The organism is Mesorhizobium sp. M1182 (assembly GCF_040318335.1).
In the GTDB taxonomy this organism is placed as follows: Bacteria; Pseudomonadota; Alphaproteobacteria; order Rhizobiales; family Rhizobiaceae; genus Mesorhizobium.
On the sequence record NZ_JAMYMD010000028.1, the window covers coordinates 55,925 to 76,564 of the forward strand.

16 protein-coding genes and 4 pseudogenes are annotated in these 20,640 nt (G+C 60.2%); 10 read left to right on the top strand and 10 right to left on the bottom strand.

The genetic code is table 11. The features are described from left to right. Positions 1 to 30: 30 nt before the first annotated feature. A complete protein-coding gene (locus NKH33_RS25455; RefSeq protein WP_352922026.1) occupies positions 31 to 1,626 on the bottom strand; it encodes an FGGY-family carbohydrate kinase in 1,596 nt (531 codons plus the stop codon). Continuing rightward, positions 1,623 to 3,683, bottom strand: coding sequence for a transketolase (gene tkt, locus NKH33_RS25460; protein ID WP_352922028.1), 2,061 nt, complete (start codon positions 3,681 to 3,683; stop codon positions 1,623 to 1,625). Before tkt ends, NKH33_RS25455 begins: the two co-directional genes overlap by 4 nt. 225 nt (positions 3,684 to 3,908) lie before the next feature. Here tkt and NKH33_RS25465 point away from each other — a divergent pair, with 225 nt between their 5' ends. Continuing rightward, entirely contained in the window at positions 3,909 to 5,150 is a 1,242-nt protein-coding gene (locus NKH33_RS25465) for an ROK family transcriptional regulator (RefSeq protein WP_352541819.1), read from the top strand. Positions 5,151 to 5,157: 7 nt separating this feature from the next. On the opposite strand, the gene NKH33_RS25470 is transcribed toward NKH33_RS25465, so the two are convergent. Genes NKH33_RS25470 through NKH33_RS25480 form a run of 3 tightly spaced genes read right to left on the bottom strand, consistent with a single transcriptional unit; the run spans position 5,158 to position 7,978 of the window. After that, positions 5,158 to 5,946, bottom strand: a complete 789-nt coding sequence (locus tag NKH33_RS25470; RefSeq protein ID WP_352922031.1) for an ATP-binding cassette domain-containing protein — start codon at positions 5,944 to 5,946, stop codon at positions 5,158 to 5,160. Continuing rightward, positions 5,943 to 6,980 (bottom strand): ABC transporter permease, encoded by a 1,038-nt coding sequence (locus NKH33_RS25475; protein ID WP_352541817.1) that lies wholly within the window; start codon positions 6,978 to 6,980, stop codon positions 5,943 to 5,945. The genes NKH33_RS25470 and NKH33_RS25475 overlap by 4 nt, the downstream gene beginning before the upstream one ends. Before the next feature lie 8 nt (positions 6,981 to 6,988). Beyond that, on the bottom strand, positions 6,989 to 7,978 hold the full coding sequence (locus tag NKH33_RS25480; RefSeq protein WP_352541816.1) for a sugar ABC transporter substrate-binding protein: 990 nt from the start codon (positions 7,976 to 7,978) through the stop codon (positions 6,989 to 6,991). A gap of 250 nt (positions 7,979 to 8,228) precedes the next feature. Here NKH33_RS25480 and NKH33_RS25485 point away from each other — a divergent pair. Continuing rightward, positions 8,229 to 8,674 (top strand): annotated as a pseudogene (locus NKH33_RS25485) (ATP-binding protein); the annotation flags it as partial. Continuing rightward, positions 8,665 to 9,194, top strand: a pseudogene (locus NKH33_RS25490) (IS91 family transposase); the annotation flags it as partial. The pseudogenes NKH33_RS25485 and NKH33_RS25490, both read left to right, overlap by 10 nt. A 493-nt stretch (positions 9,195 to 9,687) precedes the next feature. Here NKH33_RS25490 and NKH33_RS25495 read toward each other — a convergent pair. The 4 genes from NKH33_RS25495 to NKH33_RS25510 form a co-directional block, all read right to left on the bottom strand. Further along, on the bottom strand, positions 9,688 to 9,885 hold the full coding sequence (locus NKH33_RS25495) for a hypothetical protein (RefSeq protein ID WP_352819788.1): 198 nt from the start codon (positions 9,883 to 9,885) through the stop codon (positions 9,688 to 9,690). A gap of 1,021 nt (positions 9,886 to 10,906) precedes the next feature. After that, positions 10,907 to 11,119: a DUF982 domain-containing protein gene (locus NKH33_RS25500; protein ID WP_352922033.1), complete on the bottom strand. Its 213-nt coding sequence runs from the start codon at positions 11,117 to 11,119 to the stop codon at positions 10,907 to 10,909. Between the two features lie 271 nt (positions 11,120 to 11,390). Next, the gene (locus tag NKH33_RS25505; protein WP_352542517.1) at positions 11,391 to 11,783 is read right to left on the bottom strand and encodes a DUF1612 domain-containing protein; all 393 of its coding nucleotides are present in this window, start codon (positions 11,781 to 11,783) and stop codon (positions 11,391 to 11,393) included. Then, positions 11,743 to 11,892: a DUF1612 domain-containing protein gene (locus NKH33_RS25510; protein WP_352502796.1), complete on the bottom strand. Its 150-nt coding sequence runs from the start codon at positions 11,890 to 11,892 to the stop codon at positions 11,743 to 11,745. Before NKH33_RS25510 ends, NKH33_RS25505 begins: the two co-directional genes overlap by 41 nt. On the opposite strand from NKH33_RS25510, the gene NKH33_RS25515 reads away from it, so the two are divergent. The 6 genes and pseudogenes from NKH33_RS25515 (at position 11,867) to NKH33_RS25545 (ending at position 18,362) form a co-directional block, all read left to right on the top strand. Further along, positions 11,867 to 12,649 (top strand): hypothetical protein, encoded by a 783-nt coding sequence (locus NKH33_RS25515; protein WP_352922035.1) that lies wholly within the window; start codon positions 11,867 to 11,869, stop codon positions 12,647 to 12,649. The two genes, NKH33_RS25510 and NKH33_RS25515, sit on opposite strands and share 26 nt — an antisense overlap. Continuing rightward, entirely contained in the window at positions 12,642 to 13,325 is a 684-nt protein-coding gene (locus NKH33_RS25520; RefSeq protein ID WP_352922037.1) for an RES family NAD+ phosphorylase, read from the top strand. The genes NKH33_RS25515 and NKH33_RS25520 overlap by 8 nt, the downstream gene beginning before the upstream one ends. 152 nt (positions 13,326 to 13,477) lie before the next feature. Further along, a pseudogene (locus tag NKH33_RS25525) lies at positions 13,478 to 14,251 on the top strand (tyrosine-type recombinase/integrase); the annotation flags it as partial. Between the two features lie 710 nt (positions 14,252 to 14,961). Next, positions 14,962 to 15,636: a protein-L-isoaspartate(D-aspartate) O-methyltransferase gene (locus NKH33_RS25535; protein ID WP_352473846.1), complete on the top strand. Its 675-nt coding sequence runs from the start codon at positions 14,962 to 14,964 to the stop codon at positions 15,634 to 15,636. 586 nt (positions 15,637 to 16,222) lie between these two features. Continuing rightward, positions 16,223 to 16,879, top strand: coding sequence for a Crp/Fnr family transcriptional regulator (locus NKH33_RS25540; RefSeq protein WP_352473800.1), 657 nt, complete (start codon positions 16,223 to 16,225; stop codon positions 16,877 to 16,879). Between the two features lie 727 nt (positions 16,880 to 17,606). Beyond that, positions 17,607 to 18,362 carry a LuxR C-terminal-related transcriptional regulator gene (locus tag NKH33_RS25545; protein ID WP_352818814.1) on the top strand — a complete coding sequence of 252 codons (756 nt, stop codon included), beginning with the start codon at positions 17,607 to 17,609 and terminating at the stop codon, positions 18,360 to 18,362. Between the two features lie 205 nt (positions 18,363 to 18,567). Here the strand turns inward: NKH33_RS25545 and NKH33_RS25550 are convergent, their stop codons facing one another. Further along, positions 18,568 to 19,389, bottom strand: a complete 822-nt coding sequence (locus NKH33_RS25550) for a LuxR C-terminal-related transcriptional regulator (RefSeq protein ID WP_352542495.1) — start codon at positions 19,387 to 19,389, stop codon at positions 18,568 to 18,570. Positions 19,390 to 19,578: 189 nt separating this feature from the next. On the opposite strand from NKH33_RS25550, the pseudogene istA reads away from it, so the two are divergent. Continuing rightward, positions 19,579 to 20,640 (top strand): annotated as a pseudogene (istA, locus tag NKH33_RS25555) (IS21 family transposase); the annotation flags it as partial.

Below are 20,640 nucleotides of genomic sequence, written 5' to 3' on the forward strand. Positions count from 1 at the left end.
AGAGATCGACGGGGCTGGCAATCGCCTTGCTCAGGCCACCGATTTCGTTTCTTTCTCCGGCCGGTCGAGCGACGCCGCCCTGTTCAGATCATGCATGGCGTTGCGTACGGTCCGGCTGTCGCTGAGCTGCCGATAATTTTTGTAGAGAGACCGGTAGGCGGCCGCGCTTTCGCGGCGTGGGTGATAGGGGGTGAAGGTGCGCGCGCCGAACCGGGCCGTGCCCTCGGCGAAGCCGCTCACCAGTTCGGCCGCGACCGCGCCATGAACCGCCGCGCCGACGGCCGTCGCATGGGCAATGCTTGGAACCTCCACGACGCGCCCCAGCACGTCGGCCATGATCTGCACCAGCAATGGATTGTTCTGGGCCAGCCCGCTCGTCAGGATGATGCGGTTGATGCCAAAATCGCCGGCCTCGAAGAGGTCGACCACCGTGCGAGCGCCAAAACACAGCGACTCGATCAGTGCGCGGTAGATGCCGACGCCCGTGGTTTCGGTGGTGAGACCGAGAAGCAGGCCGCTGAGGTCTGAATCCGCGAGCGGCACCCGGTTGCCGTTCCACCAGTCAAGCGCCACGAGATGGTTGGCGCCGGGTTCGAGCCCGGCTGCCTCACGGTTGTAGATACGGAAACTTTCAGCCTCGTCCGCGCCACGCGGAAAGGCCTTCACGAACCAGGCGAGCATGTCGCCAAACCCGGCCTGCCCGGCCTCGTAGCACCAGAGATCGCGAACCGATCCATCCTTGGCCACACCTTCGATGCCGGGGGGCAAAGGACGGAACTGTTCGTTCAAAAAGAGATAGACCGCAGACGTTCCGAGCGCACCGACGAGACAGCCGGACGACACGGCCCCGACCGCGGGCAGCACGACGTGTGAATCGATGACCGCCACTGCGACGATTGCGCGGCCAGTGATCCCCGTGCGCGTCCGCCATGCCTCGGACAGGCCTCCAGCCGCCGTGCCGATACGGTGCGGCACCGACAATTTTTCGGAAAGACCTGGCACGATCCCGTGCGGATAGCCTTCGGTCTCGGAATACTGGGCCTTGTAGGCTGCAAAACCCAGACTGCGCATTTCGCGGCCGGTCAACTGCCAGACAAGCCAATCGCCGGACTCGATGAACCTGCCGGCGGCGCTCCAGATGTGCGGTGCCTCGTCCGCGATCTGGGCGGCCTTGGGAAGCAGCCATTCCCCGGAAAGCTTGCCGCCGAAATTGCGCAGGAAGGATCCGCCCCGACGGTTGATCGCGTCTGCGTAGGGCTGTGCGGCGCGATGTTTCCACAGCTTGACATAGGCATGAGGCTCGCCGGGGTGAAGTTCGGAAAGGGCTGTTCCGTCGGTGGTGGTCGGCATCGGCGAGCTTGCCGAGAAGCCGAGCCCGATCGACTCGATAACCCGACCGCGCCCCAGCACATCAAGGATTTCTTCCGCAGCATCGAGATAGTCGGCGGCGTTCTGCAACGCCCATGAGCGTGGCAAGGGCGTGCCGTCAGGAAGGCTCTGCGTCATGACGTCATGGCGATAGGCATGCGTGTGGCTGCCGATCTGCTCGCCGGTTGCGGCGTCGATCAGGACGCCGCGGGCTGATCCGGTGCCGTAATCCAGTCCGATGACATAGGTAGCGGTCATCTCGCCTGCTGCCTTCCCCACTCCGGCGACGCAGCGCGGCCATGTTTCTCAAGCGCCCTGTAAACCGCCTTTTCGACGGCCTCGACGGTCAGCTGGAAATGCTCGTAGAGGATCTCGGCCGGGGCCGATTCGCCAAACGTGTCGATGCCGACGCATTCGCCTTCGAGGCCGACATATTTGCGCCAATAGTCGGTGACGCCAGCTTCGACGGAGATGCGGGGAACGCCGCGCGGCAGCACCTCGGTCTTGTAGCCGTCGTCCTGCCGGTCGAAGGCACTGGTGGACGGCATGGAGACCACACGAACCTGGATCCCTTGCTTAGCAAGTCGCTCGCGGGCGCCGACTGCGAGCTGCACTTCGGAACCGGTTGCGATGACGACAGCGTCCAGCCAGCCGTCTTCACGGCGCAGCACGTATCCGCCCCTGCGCACCGCTTGAACCTGGGCTTGGTCGCGCGGCTGAAACGGCAGGTTCTGCCGGCTAAGCGCGAGACTTGTCGGCGTCGCCACCTGCTCAAGCGCAATCTGCCAGGCAACCGTCGTTTCAACGGTGTCGCACGGTCGCCATACATCCATGTTGGGCATCAAACGGAGCGTGGCCAACTGCTCGATGGGCTGATGCGTCGGACCGTCCTGACCGAGCGCGATGGAATCGTGGGTAAAGACATAGATGGCGCCAAGCTTCATCAGCGCTGCCATCCGCAGGGCGTTGCGCGCGTATTCCGAGAACATCAGGAACGTGCCACCGAATGGACGAAACCCGCCATGGACCATCAGGCCGTTCATGATCGCGGCCATTCCAAACTCGCGCACGCCATAACAGATATAGTTGCCGCCCGAGATGGATGTGATCGGTTCGGCCCCCTTCCAAAGCGTGAGGTTCGAACTGGCCAGATCGGCGGAACCGCCGATCAGTTCGGGAAGCAAGCCGGCAAAGGCCTGAATGGCATTCTGGCTTGCCTTGCGTGTCGCCAGCATTTCGGCCTTCTCGACGGTTTGCGCAACGAACGCATCCGCCTTGGCGGCGAAGCCTGCAGGAAGATGGTGCGTGGCTCGCCGTTCGAACTCCTCCGCATCATCGGGGTAGGCCGCGCGGTATGCCTCGAAGCGGCGGCGCCAGTCGGCCTCCGATGCAGCCCCCCTGACCGAGGCGTTCCACGCGTCGCCAATCTCTCCTGGAACGGCGAACGGCGCATGCGGCCAATCGAGCGCGAGCCGAGCCCGGCCGACCTCGTCGGCGCCGAGCGGAGAGCCATGGCTATCGTGACTTCCGGCTTTCGTCGGCGCCCCCTTGCCGATCATGGTCTTGCAGCAGATCAGCGTCGGGCGGGCTGGTTGCGCCTTCGCCGCGGAAATCGCCCGGTCGACCGCCTCGACATCGTGCCCGTCCACATCGGCAATGACCTGCCAGCCATAGGCCTCGAAGCGCTTGGGCGTATCCTCCGAAAACCAGCCGCCGACATGGCCGTCGATGGAGATGCCGTTGTCGTCGTAGAGCACGATCAGCTTGCCAAGGCCGAGCGTTCCGGCAAGCGAGCAAGCCTCATGCGAAATGCCTTCCATCAGGCAGCCGTCGCCTGCCAGGACAAAGGTGTGGTGGTCGACAATGTCGTGTCCGGATCGGTTGAATTTGGCGGCCAGCGTCTTTTCGGCAATTGCCATGCCGACGGCATTTGCGAGGCCTTGCCCGAGCGGCCCGGTCGTAACTTCAACTCCCGGCGTATAGCCGAATTCGGGATGGCCCGGCGTCCTGCTGCCAAGCTGCCTAAACTGCCGGAGATCGGCGATCGAGACATCGTACCCTGTGAGATGAAGCACGCCGTAGAGCAGCATCGAGCCGTGGCCGTTGCTGAGCACAACGCGGTCGCGGTCGGTCCAGGCCGGATTGGATGGATTGTGACGAAGGTGCCGGTGCCAGAGCGCGACCGCGATCTCGGCCATGCCCATCGGCATGCCTGGATGGCCGGACTTGGCGTTCTCGACCGCATCCATTGACAGCGCGCGAATGGCGTTCGCCAGGAGATCCGGGCGGGCGAAGTCCTTTTGCGCTGACAACATGTGAGATTCCGTCGATCGAGTGACGGAGAAACATCGCAACAGCGCGGGGCGGTCCACGCAAGTTCATCTGTTCCTCCCGGACGACATCCTCTTAGCCACCGATATATCTTTAAGTCAACGTATTATTGCATATTTTTGTACAAAATCTATGCAGCTTTCTTGCAGACACGCCTTTATCTCCCGGGGGTTTATGGCTAAATCTCAGGGCGAACGGGAAAGTGCGGAATGGTCAGGACAAATGGTACGGCGGAGCATCCCGCGCTTGCAAACAGCGGGGAAATTCTCTCGCTGATTGCCACCGGCGCCGCCACGTCCCGGTCGGCGTTGCTCGACGCGTCCGGATTGTCACGCGTGACCGTCACCCAGCGCCTGAATGCGCTGATCGACTCCGGTCTGATCCGCGAGACGGCGCGCACCATGCCGAGCGGCGGAAGGCCGACGCGCGTGCTTGGGATCAATGAGCGGGCGGGCTTCTTTCTCGTCGCCAATATCGGCGAAACCTACATCCATCTTGCCGCCATGGACCTCGAACCCGCTGTCGTCTCGCAAAGTACAATACCGTTCAACGCGTCGGACGGACCGGCGGTTTCCCTCGAGCAGATTGCCGACGGGTTCGACATCCTCGCAGCGAAGGCCCGGACCAGCCATGGCTCGCTTTTTGGAGTCAGCCTCAGCATGCCCACGCCGGTGGATTTCAAACGGGGCCGCGTCGTCGGTCCTTCGGTGCTCCACGGGTGGGACGAATTCGACACCATCAGCTGGCTGCGCCGTCGCTTCGATGTGCCAATCTATGTCGAAAATGACGTGAACCTCATGACGATCCACGAGCATCGCCAGAATTTCCCGCATGTCGATGACATGTTCTTCATCAAGGCGGGAACGGGTATCGGCAGCGGCATTATCGCGGGCGGCAAGATCTTTCGTGGCGCTCAGGGCGCGGCCGGCGACATCGGCCATATCCAGTTCAACTCCGAGAACGCGCCTTTGTGCCGCTGTGGCAAGCTCGGTTGCGTTGAAGCCCGCGCCGGCGGCTGGGCGATTGCCCGGGATCTCTCAAGCAAAGGCTTCAAGGCGGAGAACGCCCGCGATGTCATTTTGTTGGTTGAAATGCAGAAGCCGGAAGCCCTGATGCTGCTGCGCAGCGCCGGGCGGGTGATCGGCGAAGTCGCCTCCGATGTCGTCAGCATCCTCAATCCGAGCCTGATCGTGGTCGGCGGCACGCTGGCCAGGGGCGGAGAGTTTCTGTTGTCGGGTATCCGCGAACTCGTCTACCAGCGATGCCTGCCGCTCGCCACGCGCGAGTTGCAGATCGTGCTTGCCAACCCGCAAAAGGACAGTGCCCTTTTTGGCGCTGCCTATCTGGCGCTTGAGGATATCTTCAGCCTCGGGAAAGTGGAGGAACTCATCGATCGACTTGCCGTCGACCGCGCCAATCCACTTTTACAAAGCGGCAGGATTTCCGGATGACGCTGTTTCAGGTGACGCCCATGATCATTGCGACAAGATCCTTCTGAACGCCTTGGCCTACAGTCATCTCGCCGACACTCCGGCCTTGCCGCATGACGACAGCACGGTGCGCCACGCGCACGACGTGGTCCATGTTGTGGCTTACGATGATGACTGACAGGCCTCGCTCCGGCAGGCGTCTTACCATCGTCAATATCTCGTCGGATTCCCGCACACCAAGTGCCGCCGTAGGTTCATCCAGAATGACCACCCGTCGGGCGAACGCCACTGCCCGTGCAACCGCGACAGCCTGACGCTGGCCACCCGACATCAGTCCGATCTCCTGGGAAGGTGAGACATGGCTGACGCTCAATGCGCTGGCATGCTGCAGCCACTGTCGCTGCTCTTGTCCAGCGGAAAGGAAGCCCAGCGGACCGAGCCAGCGTGGCCGCGTCTGCTCGCGTCCGATCAGGAAGTTGTCGGATACGGTCAGATTGTCGAAGACAGCAAGGTCCTGAAACACGGTCTCGATGCCCGATGCACGCGCGTCGGCGGGCGAACGCAGCCGCAATGGGTGTCCGTCAAGCTGGATGTCACCCGAATCCAGCGTTACGATGCCGGTGATCGCCTTGATGAGTGTCGACTTTCCGGCGCCGTTGTCGCCGAGCAAGGCAACAATCTCGCCCTCATGGAGGTCAAGCGACGCACCAGCCAGCGCCGTTACGAACCCGTAGGCCTTGCGCGCGTCCCGCACCGAGAGAACCAGACGCGCATCGGTGGCCATGTTGGAAATGCTGTCTGGCGAGGCGACACTCATTGGCTCACCTGCCTCGCACGCAGCGTTCGAATACGGGTCTCGATGTGTTTGCGCAAGACATCGAGTTCAAGGGCCAGCAGGATGCCGACGCCGATTGCCACCGATGACCAGAACGGAGAGACGTCGAGTTGCTGAAGGCCACTGCGGATCGTGGCGATGATGAGCGCGCCGAACAGCACGTTGGTGATGCTGCCGCGACCGCCGAAGAGACTTGCGCCGCCGACAACCACCGCCGTGATGGCGTCCAGTTCATAGCCGATGCCCGAAAGAGGCGAAGCCGACCCGGTCCGACCGTGATACAGCATGCCTGCGATGCCCGCTGTCGTCCCACAGATGGCATAGGCGCTCATGATCAACCTGTCGCGCGGAAGCCCAACCCATTGCGCGACATCCGGATTGCCACCAACCGCATAGAGCCAGCGGCCCCATTGCGTACGCCGCAACATGAGCCAGAACAACCCTGCAAGAACCAGGACCATCAAGGCGGCGGCAGGTATGCCCAGCATCTTGCCGTTTGCCAGCCAATGCACGGCGGGCGAAACACCCACGAGCGTGTTGCCGCCGCTGATGAGCAATGCGACACCGGCAACAATGCCGAGCATCGCGACGGTGACCACGAGGGGCTGCGGAATGCCGCCTTTAACGATGAGGAAGCCGTTGATCAGTCCGACAATCAGACCAACAAGAGGATAGATGACCAGCGCAATCGAGCTGGGTTGATCGACACCGATGAGCGTGGCCACCGTCACGACACTCAGCGCTATGACGCTGCCGACCGAGACATCGACGCCGCGAACCAGGATCACGAGGAATTGCCCTAGGCCCAAGGCGCAGACAATCGCGCTTTGGGCCAGGAGGTTCTGAAGATTGCGCACCGAAATGAAATGCGGGGCAAGCAGGCCGAATGCCACGACCAGGGTTACGAGAATTATGATCGGCCCGGCCTGCAGAAGCCATAGCAGGATGGAGAGGTGATCGCGGCGCCCCGCCGCCGGGTCGGATGATTTCCCCGCAATGTTGACGTGCGCTTCCATCGGTGGCGCTATTTCACGACGTCATCAACGTTGCCCGCCACAACGTCGGAGACCGTCTTCAGCATGCCACCCGCATTCTCCGAGGTTTGGACGGGCTGCGCCGGCACCACCACAAGCTTTTCAACGCTTTTACCGCGCACCAGGTCAGCAGTGGTGTCCGTGGCTGTTCTGGCGATCACCTCGAACGGGTAAGGGACCGTGAACTTCCAGTTCTTGTTGCCCGCAGCGATCGCCTTCAGCGCGTACTCCTGGCCGCCGACCGAACCAACGATGACATTGGAGCCGGCTGCCTCGAGCGCCTGCAGCGTGCCCTGTGCCGAGACGTCAAAGATATCGTAGATGCCGACCAGATTTGGATGCGCGTTCAACATGCCCTCGGCGATCGTGCGCGATTTCTCGGGGTCGCAACGGGCGTCGCCCTCGGCAACGATGCTGAACTTCGTACCCTTCAACGCATCCTTGAAAGCATTGATGAACGCGTCGGTATCCGCCAGGCCCGCAATACAGCGGATGACGCCAATCTCGCCTCCCGCAGGGAGTTGTTTGGCAAACTCCTGCACGACTGCCTTCTCGGCCCCGACCGGATCATAATTCACCTGCGCCGTCAGGTCGTCGATCGGCGGTGGCGCGCCGTCGAAGGACAGCACCTTGATGCCTTGCCTGGTCGCATCGTTGAGCGCGCTTACCAGTTCCTTGGAGGTGGCACCGGTGTTGACGCCGATAACCTTGTAGCCTTCAGCGGGGGCGTTGACGATTTCCTGAATGAAGAAATTGACGTCGCCGCGCGAGGTGCCCGATTTGACGTCGATCTGGACATCTTCAATCTTGCCTGCCCGGCCTTTGGCGACATTGTACTGGCGAACATAGGCCTGATCGCCGAGGTACGAAAAGAGCATCAGCCCCTTGGGCTTTTCCCCTGCAAAAGCGCTAAAGGCAACGCAGCAGCCTGCCGCAAGCAAGGTCGCGACGGAAGCGTGCAAAACCAGCTTCGATTTCATTTTTATATCTCCTCCCTGGGTGTCGAGGCCCCTTCCCGATGTCAGCCTCCATCTGACGATACGCCATCTCCACCAATATGTCTATCTTTATCTAAATTATGGAGTGATTTTGTTAATTTTTAAACATAACTCGATCCCGACGCAGGTTTGCTCCGGTTCCCGATTGAACCGGTCGTGCGATAGCGCATGATGGCTGGAGGGCGAAGATCGATGGCCTTCCGCGTGCCTCTGTCAGAGGTTCGGCCAGCCAATTGCCCGTTCTCTCATCCGCAACGGCGCACGCGGGCGCTTCTTCAATGTCGTCGACCTCGTCAACAGGCTCGAGACCGAACCCGCTCCGGCCGCCAGGGCCGCATTGCCGATCACCTGACCCGGCTCGACTTCGTCGTACTCGATGAGCTCGGCTATCTGCCCTTCGCTCTGGCCGACGGGCAATTGCTCTTCCATCTGGTCTCGAAGCTTTACGAACGCACCAGTGTCATCATCACCACCAATCTCGCCTTCGGGGAATGGCCGAGCGTCTTCGGCGACGCCAAGATGACAACCGCGCTGCTCGACCGCCTCACCCATCACTGCGAGATCGCCGAGACCGGCAACGAATCCTGGCGCTTCGTGCCCTTCACCGCCCCAAAACCGGGGTTCCTTTTGCGCGAAAATATCGGGTCCCGATTCCGTGATCATGACAGACGATGCTGACGATCGCAGCCGAACCAAAACACCTCGGCGCGCGCATCGGCATCACCGCCGTGCTCCACACCTGGGGATCGGCGATGACCCACCATCCGCACGTGCACATAATCGTGCCGGGCGGCGGCATCGCACTGGGCGATAGCCGATGGGTCTCCTCGCGGCCGGCCTTCCTGCTCCCGGTGCGCGTGCTCGGCAAACTGTTCCGACGGCTCTTCCTCGCCCGGCTGGTCGCTCTGCACGACGCCGGGCGGCTCGCCTTCTTCGGATCGCTGGTGCACCTGTCCGATCGACGCGCATTCCTGCACCACCTTGCTCCTGTTCGGAAGAAGTGTTGGGTGGTCTACGCCAAGGCGCCGTTCGCCGGCCGGAGGCGGTGCTCGCCTATCTGTCGCGCTACACCCACCGCGTGGCAATCTCGAACCGCCGCCTGATCGGCTTCGATGAGGCCGGCATCACCTTCCACTACAAGGACTACCGTCGCTACGGCGCTGACATGCAGCAGGTAATGACGCTTGCTGCCGAGGAGCTAAGGGACTTCTTCGGTCGGCCCCTCTTTGGCCCGATCAATAGCCGCAAGTAATGACTGAAGGTTTGGCGGCAGTTCTGGTTCGACCCCCAGATTTAAGAACGTTTGTACGTTATGACGATAGCCATCGGAATGGATCAGTTTCCGAAACGCTTCGGAGACAGACTGATGGTCTGCTTTGTTGCTGGTTGCCATGGAAGTCCCTCCCAATGAGCCGCAACTCGCCCGCAACGAATGGGTTCCATCAGGACGTCGGAATATTAAGTATAAATTTCTGAGCGGGAGATCGCATACCCGGCTCGCGCGAAGACCCCCGTGCCACCTTCGTTTGCCGCAGCATTATCCTCGCTCTTTGAACTGAAGATTCGTGCCGGTCTGGCGTCGGCGTTGCACATCGTGAACGTTGGAATGCTTCTGTCCAATGTTGCTCACGCTGCCAATAGGGCAGGCTCTTGCGGCAGGGTGCCGCAAGGCCGCGAAACGCCGGCGCAGTTCAACCCACGCGACGTCGGTCAAAGCTGGGGGGATCGATCTCCATCAAGCGGTCTGCGGCCTCGACCGCAGTTCGTATCCTGCTGCACAGCGCGAGATTTTCGGCCAGCATCTCTTCAGTGCGTTGAAGCGCGAGCTCGGTCCGGTGGATGCGCTGCCTGGCATTGGCAACTTCCGATGTCAAAATATCGGCCGCCATCCCGTGGCCGTGGGGTTCCATAGTGTCCATGGGTTTCTAATACATGGGGGGCGATATCGTTCCCTGATGTCGGGCGAAACGGCGGGCCGCAGAAAAGCGCGATGGGCCGAATGACCAATGCACTCCCTGTCAAAACAGCGCCAGAAACAGGCGAACGGCTTCGGCCGCGCTACCTGCCATGGGCAGAGGCGATCACGGTCCAGAGGGTCATTGATCTGTTCAGGCACGACTACAACGCAAGCGACGACACACTCAGGCGGCTGGTGATCAAGCACCGTCTTCACAACCAGACAATGCCCGGTGCTCCGTCGAGAATAAGCGCTCCCGGTTTGGCTATGGCGCTCGCCGGCGATGATGGCGCACTTGCGCGGTTGAGGCGGGACGATCGCGAGCACCCGCACAACTCGGTATTTCAAGCGGCTCGGCATCCCGCGACCCTGACCTGTTATCAAAAGTTATGGTCGCGGCGACTGTCCTAAGTAGGCGACTGTCCTAAGTAGATGTCGCGGCCCGACAGGGCCCCATACATGCCCATACGTGCGGAATTCCCTCGACGAGGCCGCGCGTGCGATTCTCTTGCCTCGAAACAGGGGCCGGAGATTAACGGGAATGAGGTTTATCGGTAGTCACCCCTGGGCCGTAATCGATTGCCTGTCGGATCGAGGCCGAGCAGCTTCAATTCCTCCAGATCGAACACTGAACTACGTGACCCGTTGCCTTGTCACGAACCCTTTTCGAAAACACGCGATGAAGACCGAGTGCGCGTGATCCAGCCTCGCCCCTCGCAACGAAATCGGCAGGGCCGACATGCGTTTGCCAGACAAAGTTTGGTGGGGCAGGTTTCCACGTAAGTTTTGATCCATAGGCCGCTTTGCCCGGAGCGGTGATATGTCCACGTAGAGTGCAGAACCGCGGCTCCAGCCTTCTCGCGCAAGCATTCGGCGTCTCCGCATGATCGACGCAGGATGTTTGCTGCAAGAGTGATGCATGATGGATAGTGGTGGGGCACGCATTGACGATGTCAGGCGTTCAGGATTTTCGCTTCCTTGGCGGCGCTGAGAAATGCCACGCGCGCTACATCCGGTGCGCTGCCGCCGCCGAGAACCTTCATGCATGCCATACGAGCCTGGATGCGGCGCGCGGTTTCTCCAATGGGCCAGCGGTAAAGCAGCATTTCGGCGGCTTCGCGGGTGCTCGAAACACTGACTTTGCCCGAGGACAGCAAAACGGTCACGGGCTCTTCGAACGTGCCGACATCTCGTTCGCAGGTCATATGCTGGTCTCCTTTCGCAACCTCCCCAAGACTTTACCGGTGAACCATCCGTTCCGTTGCGTCACGTTTGTCCCGGTAGGCGAACATTGTGAGGATGGGCTTCGTCCACCCCCTCATGCCTCCTCTCATAACCGAGGGGGTCAGTTCTTCATCTCGTCAGGGGGTCAGTTTCTCAATTCGGGCGACAGGCGTGTCGGAGCGGCTCTTGTGCTTGAGGCCGGCTCGCGAGGAGCTATGGTCGGAATTGGGTGACGCGGCCGATCAGGCGGCGCGGTGATCCGGTGTCGCGGACTGTGCGACACCATTGGTGAATTTGACGCCGGCGATGTCTGAGCAGCTCAAGCGTAAGGCGACAGTATCGAGGTACCTGCACGGCGGGAGGCACGCAACGCTCGATGCGGATTTGCTGGAATGGATTATGCGGAGGCAGCTTCGAGTTGCCGCGCCGGCTCCTGGTGCGGCGCAGCATCTGTTCCCGCGCCAACGCCGGCCGGTCATGTTCCTTTAGGCCGAGCGCGGTGGCTTCAGTAAAGGCGTCGACAAATGCCAGCAGGCGTGTGGTCCGGTCACGGTGACGCCGGCGCTCACGGCCGATAACGTGCAGGCCGCTGTTGAGCGCCAGCAGGTGGGGCCGCGGTCTTGCGGCGCTGCCGCAGCATGCGAGCGACTAGAAGGGTGCCGAGCCAGGGTTGATGCTGGAGTGGACTGATGTCTTCCCAGGCGTCCGAGAGCATCGCAGCAACAGCACTTGATGAGATCGGTTATCGTGCTATATATGTAATCATCCTCACCAACCCAGCGGAGTGGAATATTATGGCACATACCAATGACACCTTTGAGCTATCGGGATTTGGCGCGCTCACCGGAACTCCGAAGGAGGTTGGTGACCAACTTGATCGGCTGACTGCGGAGCAAGTCATAGCGCTAACGTTCGAGCATGGGAGTGAACCCGCAGTTCGCGCCCTTGCGGACACGGTCGTCAGCATCGCGCCTCTGGTCCGTACCATCCTGATGAGTCGTCAACGTGAAGCCATTAACTTAATAATCGAGGCCCTGGTCCCTCAGGTGCCGCCCCCGCAGTACATGCTTGTCGAGGCGCGGATGACGGCCGAGGCGAGAAAGGCAGTGCTGGAGAGCGGCGATTGGCTGACCGCTCCCCAAATCGCCAAAATGGCTGGGTTCAGCACAAGCAACCTGAGTGCGCAGCCAAACAAGTGGAAGAAAGAAGGCCAGATCTTTGCAGTTCGGCATCGGGGCGTAGACTATTTCCCTGGGTATGCTCTGGATTCCGCTGGATATCGGCCTATCAAAACGCTCGCTAAGGTTCTGAGCGTCTTACACGAGAAAAAGGACGACTGGGGGCTCGCCTATTGGTTTGCATCGGTCAATAGCTTCCTTGGGGGCAAGCGTCCGCAAGATGTGCTCCCTGCGCAACCCGAGCGCGTTCTTGCAGCCGCCGAGGATGAGTTGGTAGGCGCACTCCATGGCTAAATCAAAGATTGGACGGGGACCTGGGATTCCAGTTCCCGTTCCATCGCACGATTTGCAGGATATCATCACCCGAACGATATGGCCGGCGGACCAAGTTATCCATCGTATCCATTTGAATCTCTATGCCGGCGTCGAGTTCAATCCAGGCCTGAAAGGCAATGCCCGTTTCAGCCCGATCAAGAATGCAACTGGGGCCAATATCCCAACTCTGTACGGCGGCACGACCTTTGACTGCGCGGCGATGGAAACCGTCTTCCACGATGTGCCATTCGCGCCGGGCCTGAAGACCTACGACAAGGTGAAACTGGCGGATCAAGTCTATTCGCAGGTGGCGCCGCAGGGCGAATTGGTCTTGGCTGATCTGAGCGTCACAGCGCTGAGGAAACTCGGCATCAAGCGCAGCCAGATCATCGACACCGAGAAGGACCGCTACCCAGCAACACGCCCCTGGGCTGAAGCCATTCACGTACAATGCCCAGATATCCAGGGACTTTGCTGGATTTCTCGGCAGGACGACCGGGCTCTCGCCGTGATGCTGTTTGGCGATCGAATTCCGGCAAGGACGTTGGTGCAGTCCGGCGTGTCGCTCGATTTGACCGGGAATTCTGACGTCTATTCCGAATTGCTCGAACTCGCCGATCGTATCGGCGTAAAGATCGTAGGCATCAGCTTCTGATGGCGGGACAGGAGATCATGGCAATTCTGGGGGCAGCAACGAGGTAGTCGCTGACCTCCCCAGCCGCGCCTTCCGGCAACCGTCTGATCAGAGTGTGCCGTTGCGGTCATGGCCGCGCCGAAGGCGGAGGGCCGGTTGCGGGTAAAAGCCGTCCGTATGCGCCGTGCACCGTGCGCTGGCGGCTGTCGAGCTGTTCGACGTGATTCAATGGCGCGGTTTGCGCGGAAATTTTGCAGCCCCGGGGCCTGCAGAGCGCGATCAAACTGGCGGTGCGCGCCAGGCCCGTCCGCGGCCGCAAGAGCAGGAAGGCTGTGACCGCCGATATTCTGGCCGCCCTCTTGAAACATGCGCCGGTGACCGTCTCGTCGACGTCGGGGATAGCGCGATTCTCATCACGGCCTTCGCCTGCAGCGGCCGGCGTCGCAGCGAAATTTCTGCTCTTCGCGTCGAACAGCTGGTCGACGAAGACCCGGTTCCGGCCGATCCCAACGCTCCCGGCGGCGATAAATTGCCGTGCCTGTCGATACGGCTCGGCCGCACAGAGACGACGCAAGCCGACAGCGACGCTTTCGTGCTGCTCGTCGGCCGGCCTGTGCTGGTCTTGAAGGACTGGCTGGAACGCGCCAGGATCAGCGACCGCGTCGTGTTTGGCGGCATCGACCACTGGGGCAATCTCGAAGCGCGCGTCCTGACGCCGCAGGCCGTCAATCTGATCCTGAAGCGGCGCACCGCCGAGGCCGGGCGCTCGATCCGGAAGCCTTCTCCGCCCACAGCTTGCGCTCCGGCTATCTCACCGAAATCGCACGCCGCGGTATTCCGCTGCCCGAAGCCATGCAGCAGTCGCAGCATCGCTCCGCGCAGCAGGCCTCAAACTTATTACAATGACGCGGAACGCACGCTCGCGGGCGGCGCGGATAATCGCCTGAGTCGCAATTCGATCCGACCCTTGCGGCGTTAGCTCCAGACAATTGGTTCCGAGGCAGCCGGCCTTCCGGATCGATCACCTTGACCTGGTGCGGGAGCCCCTCGCCCCAGCTCCATAGCACGAGGTTCTGATCGGATGTGCCGGCACCTGGGGCGAAGCTGGGCACGAGAATGCCGAACTTGCCTTCAGCAACCAAGCGGTCGTGGATGCTCCATGACGGCGGCCGTTTGCCATCGGCGAGAAAATCCATCCAGGCACAAGCCATATCTTCGAACTGGGCGTCGGCCTGGCCTTGCGCCGTCCTCAGATCGACAATGTCGCCCCCGAAACCGGCCAAATGCACGCACAACGTCCAGTTCTCTCGATCGGCCGCCCATTGGCGATCCCCGCGTCTCGACGGAGGATCGGGCGACCGACGTCCGACGAGGTCAAGGTGGCTGGCTGCCGCCTCGCCCACCAGGAGCACGGCTCCGGCGCCTCGCCCTCCCGGCCGGTGCTGGCGAAGCTGATGCGCGAGATAGCCGTATGTGGGACACGCCGCTATGCGATATAGCGCCCAGAATCTCCAGGGTCGCCGCCGGCGATAGCCTGCCAAGACGGTCACCCACGCTTGCCGTGGGCACCCGTAATGGAAACGATGGCGGGCGCTACCGTGACGAACAGGATATAATGCTCACCGGCAGCAAGCTGGTTGAGGAAGGCCCCACCGTCATGAAGCCAATGAACGAAGAGCACCTTGCGGTCCTACGCAGGCACATGGTCGAGATGATTGCAATCCATACCGACCTTGCAAGCGAAGAACTCGGCAAGGCAGCGCTCGATGAGCGGGTGATGGCGGCGATGCGGCGAGTGCCGCGGCATCGCTTCGTGCCAGCCTCGGTTGCACCTTATGCCTACCAGGACATGCCGCTGCCGATCGGCTTCGATAAAACCGTCTCGCAGCCATTCATCGTCGCTCTCATGACCGATCTCCTCGCTCCCCAACCGCACGAGGCGGTCCTCGAGATCGGCACTGGCCTGGGCTATCAAACCGCAATCCTCGCGGAACTCGCCGGGCAGGTTTGGAGCGTAGAAATCATCGAGGAATTCGTAAGCCGTGCGGAGGCTCTCCTGCAGGAGCTAGGCTTATCCAATGTCGGCATTCGTGTCGGAGACGGGTCTCGCGGCTGGCCCGAGCACGCCCCATTCGACAAGATCCTGGTCACGGCGGCGGCTGAGCAGACACCGCCGGCTTTTCTGAAGCAACTCAAGCCGGGGGGACGGCTGGTTCTGCCTTTGGGATCTAAAGAAGCACAGTTTCTGACTGTCATCGACAAGGATGCGGCAGGGCAGCTCGAGACCCGGAAACTCATCCCGGTTCGGTTCGGCCGGCTCGAAACCGTCTAGTGAGGTGCGACAACTAACGCGACCGCGCTTTTCCACCGTCAATCAGATGCCAGCCTTCCGCGTTTCTTCGCCCTTTGTGAACGCGAGAAACAACACCGTCGCAGACTTGTGGAACGCTTATCCGCAGCGTGGCCTGAGTTAACTGCGACATACGGCGCCAGCATAGTCTGCTGAGGAAGCGCAGTCTTCGGCGGCCTCGCCTGCGGGCGAATGCCTGTCCGCGGGATTTCCTCACGACCGAGGTGCAAAATGATTCCGCGACATCTGTCATTATGCACGACGACACGCGCGTCGAGGAGGCCCGCCATACGGCCCTCGATACCACACTTCTGCAGGCCTTGCCGTGGATCGTCTCGCTCAAGCGGGGAGACTTAACCACCTGATGCTTGCAACACCTTGATCTAAACGCAGTTTACCTCATTCAAACAGACGAGGACATTAGGCCACCCCTCCCCTACGGTAAGAGGTCGTTCGGCCGACTTTATCCGGGAGAAACTATTGTAGCGTATGGAAATAAAATCAAACGCGCCGATTCTTCATGCAGACACTATTGGAGTTCATGTGCTCGCATCCCATAGGGGGAACGTTGTCGAAGGACGAGTGGGGGAACAACGATTTTCTCGGTGTTACCGCAAAAACCTATAAACCCCATTCGGTGATATGCCGCCAGGAAGACGACAACGGTGAGATATTCATTGTAAAATCGGGTTGGGCTATACTTTATCACGCGCTGCCAGACGGAGAGCGGCAGATCATAGACACTCCCCTCAAGGGGGACGTTGTCGGTTACCGTGGTTTGGACGGACCCCGTCTTGCGTCGCTGGCGTCCATAACCGAACTAGCTGTCTATGAAATTTCCAGTAAGGAACTGGTCGAGGCGATCCTGTCGGACGGCCGAATCGGGAAGAAGATCGCCTCCTCGCTGGCGCGCCTGAACGCCATCCTTGCCGAACATCTGATAAATACCGGGCGGCGGAACGCGATGAGGCGTACCGCCCATTTCCTGCTCGAGTTGGAAGAGAGGCTCTCCATGGTTGAGCTGTCGGTTGATGGAAGATATGAGTGTCCTCTTGCCCAGCATGAACTGGCCGACATCCTCGGAATGACCACGGTTCACGTCAACCGAACGTTAAGGGAGCTCCGCAAGGCCGATCTCGTCTCTTTCAAGTCAGGCCATGTAGAGGTGATCAACCGCAAGAAGCTGGTCGAAACAGCCGGATTCGACAGCGAGTACCTCAGGTAGCGGCTATCTCTCTTTGAACGCCAGCGCATGGACGCCAAAATGAAAACGGTCGTTCCGTCGCCGGAACAGTTCGAGACGACATTTATGGAGGGCTGGTCGTGCGCAGGACGCCTGACGTCTCGACGACAGCGGTATCCGGCTCGAGGCGGTCGACGGTTGGGCCGAGCGGAACGCAACCCGTTCGTGCTGACCAAGTGTGACAAGGGAGATCATCGTGGCCGCGGCAACTCGGCCTATCGCGCGAGTGCGGCGTGCTGCCAAATTATGCGCAGAGGGCCGCTTACCAAGGCCTGCTCGATTAAAGTGGGGAGCCAATGCTGCCAGCACTGTCCCCCGACAATGTCAACGGCACTTTCGGCGGTTCTGGTCTGCCGATGAAATGTCGGAGGCACACGCTGATCCAGATTCGGCTGTCTGCTGGGCTGAAGATGGCTGGGTGTCCAATGCATGCGCCTTTCGCACAGAATCCAGCCCTTTGGGTCCAGCTTGGCATCGGTTCCCTGAAAATTACCAAAAAAGCAATCTATGTTAGAGACTGCTTATAAATAACCCCTACACTTACCCCACGCTGGGTATCACTGGGGGTTGGGGAACTGACAACGACGCAAATGGGGTAATCGAGTCTCGACCCTTCAAAACGCGCAGTACCAAACTTTCACTGCGAGAGAATGCGGAAATCATGTCGGCCAGCGCAAGACGGCTTGTGTGGGAAAGAGGGAGTATTGACATGGGTGCCACGGCAGGACTGCACAATTGTAATTCGGCCAGTCAGTCAGAAGTTCCGTCCGGCGGGCCGGGAATCGACCAAGGGCAGACAGGCAGGGAATGCCTCCTCATCTTGGACGGAAGGGCTCTGGACCGCGAGTGTCTCGCATCGGCTCTCGTGGACCACGAACTCGGCATGGATGTCGCCGCCTTGGCGTCCGTCGAGGAATGGCGCGTCAGAAAGAGATCGGCCCCTCCCCTTGCAGCCATACTCTTCAACCTTGGCAGTCGGAAGGTCACCGATCGTGGCATCGCTGACGAGATCAGGCATATTTCGGGCGAGTTCAAATCAGTCCCTGTGGTCGTCCTGGCCGACACCGAAGACCTTGCCCAGATACTGACCGCTCTCGAATGCGGTGCACGCGGTTACATTCCGACCTCTGTTGCAATCAATGTCTGCGTCGAGGCCATCAACCTTGCGGCAGCGGGAGGCATCTTCGTGCCGGCGAGCAGTGTCATTGCTATGCGGCACCTGATAGATTCGGGCAGCCGCGACACGCAGCCTTTGGCAGGCATGTTCACGCTTAGGCAGGCCGAGGTTGCGCAAGCGCTCCGGCGCGGCAAGGCGAACAAGATGATCGCCCACGAACTGAATTTACGCGAAAGCACGGTGAAGGTCCACATCCGCAATATCATGAAGAAACTAAAGGCGACCAACCGCACGGAAGTCGCCTGCAAGGTCAACGACCTTCTCGCAGAAGGAACTCTGGCTGAGTAGTGAGCCCAAGCGCCCAAGCGTAACACTTCCCAACTTGCGTGAGTCCCGCAGCCGCATTCTATTGCTGAACGTCCAAGGGCGGAATCGGCAGCTGAACTGCTGTCTAGCCAGACCTCGATCGTATCGAAAATCTTGTGCTGGCCCTTGATCGGGAACGAGGCTTCGGAAAGTGAATGCACCAGCCAAAACGAAGCTCTGTCGCAGGTCAGATAGGAGGACGATTGTCGAAAACGAGGTATGCATTTTTTGCTTCAAGTAGATCATGCCGATGGTGAGATTCCTGAGGTACCACCGTATCGTTCCCCGGCGCGCCGTTGCCAGTCGGTGGAGTAAGCATACCATGATTCATCGCCCAAACTGCAGCCTGTGTTCGGTTGCGGACTCGAATCTTTCTAAGTATGGCTTTGACGTGTACCTTCACCGTAGCTTCGGCAATGTTGATTTGGCGCGCGATCGCTTTGTTTGACTCCCCTTGGATCAAGCGGCACAGAATACAGTTTTCGCGATTCGACAAAATTACCAGTTCTTGATCGCTACTCTCCACTTTACTTTCCACCTTTGGTAACTCATAAGCTATCGGTTCATCTTTCGAACCTTGCCTTATATCTTGAATAATCATCGAAGTTTCCGCAGGTAGTACCGTTTGCCCAACCATAACCAATTCGAGGGCTTTGATGAAGGTGTCGTAAGCAGCGATCTTTGTCAGATACCCGTCAGCCCCCGCACGAAAGGCTGAGACTATATCGGTCGTGCGACAGTGATCAGCTAGCGCAACGACATGGCTGGCTGGGTAAATCGCCTTAAACTCAGCAATCTGCGCGAATTCAGCTTCCGCATCAGCACCGCCGATATCTATGATTAGCAAGATCGACCGGTGATGCGGTAACGGCTTTTGCAGAAGATCGTTAACAGAAACCGTAGAGAAAAGAACGCGAAAATCTTCTTCATTCAGGATTCGACTAACACCTTCTCGAAGTAACTCGCTTGGCCCGACAAGCACGGTTACGAAAGATTGCCTTGTCATCATCGCTTCTCACCCGGCGCGATTGGTTACACGCGTCGATTAGGTGCTCCATGCGCCAACCGTACAGTTTTCTTTTTTTAACCTTACGCCAGGAAAGCCGTACACCAAAATACCCTCTTTAGGCGTAGGGCAGCATCATCGAGGCGTATCCCGAATCTTCAACCTGGGGCTTTTGGTCAAGAACCCGAGCTCGTGGTTTCAAAGCAAGCGAGACGAACGACAGTGAAAGACCTACGATCAATCCTGCGCCTGACGCATGAGCAAGGCCTCTCGGTGCGTGCGGTGTCGGAACGGCTGAAGATCAGCAAGACTTCGGTTTCGACCTATCTGTTGCGGGCGCGTGAGGCTGGCATCTCGGACTGGCCGCTTCCGCCGGGCTGTGACAATGACGTATCGCTTGAGAGGCTTCTGTTTCGCCGGGTTGGCCGTCCGCCGCAGGATATGGACGAGCCCGATTGGGCGATGATCGCGCGCGAGTTGAAGCCCAAGGGCGTGACGCTGACGCTGTTGTGGCAGGAATACCGTGCGGCGCATCCCGATGGTTATGGCTACACGTGGTTTTGCGACCGGTTCGGCGCTTTCCAGGGCCGGGCGAGCGCAACGTTCCGCAACCGCCACGAGGCGGGCGCAGTGATGCAGACCGACTATGCGGGCCACACCGTGCCCGTCGTTGATCCCGATACTGGCGTCATCTACCAGGCTCAGATCTTCGTTGCGGTGCTGGGCGCCTCGTCCTTCACCTTCGCCCATGCCAGCTTCAGCCAGAAGCTGCCGGACTGGATCGAGGGCCAGTGCCGGGCACTCGCCTTCTTCGGCGGGGTAACGAAGGCGATCGTCTGCGACAATCTGAAGGCCGGCGTCGCCAAGGCGCTGTGGTTCGAGCCGACGCTCAACCAGACCTTCGCCGCCATGGCCGAACATTACGACACGACGATCCTGCCGACCCGCAGCCGCAAGCCGCTCGACAAGGGCAAGGTCGAGGGGCGCGGTGCTGATCGTCGAGCGCTGGGTCCTGGCCCGGCTGCGCAACCGGCGCTTCTTCAGTCTCGGCGATCTCAACGCCGCAATCGCGGGGTTGCTGGAGGATCTCAACAACCGCCCCATGCGCCATGTCGGCAAAAGCCGCCGCGAACTGTTCGAGGAGATCGAGCGGTCGGCTCTGGCGCCGCTGCCGCCGGCGCCGTTCGAATATGCGGAGTGGAAATCGGCCAAGGTGCATCCCGACTACCATGTCGAGATCGACAGGACCTTCTA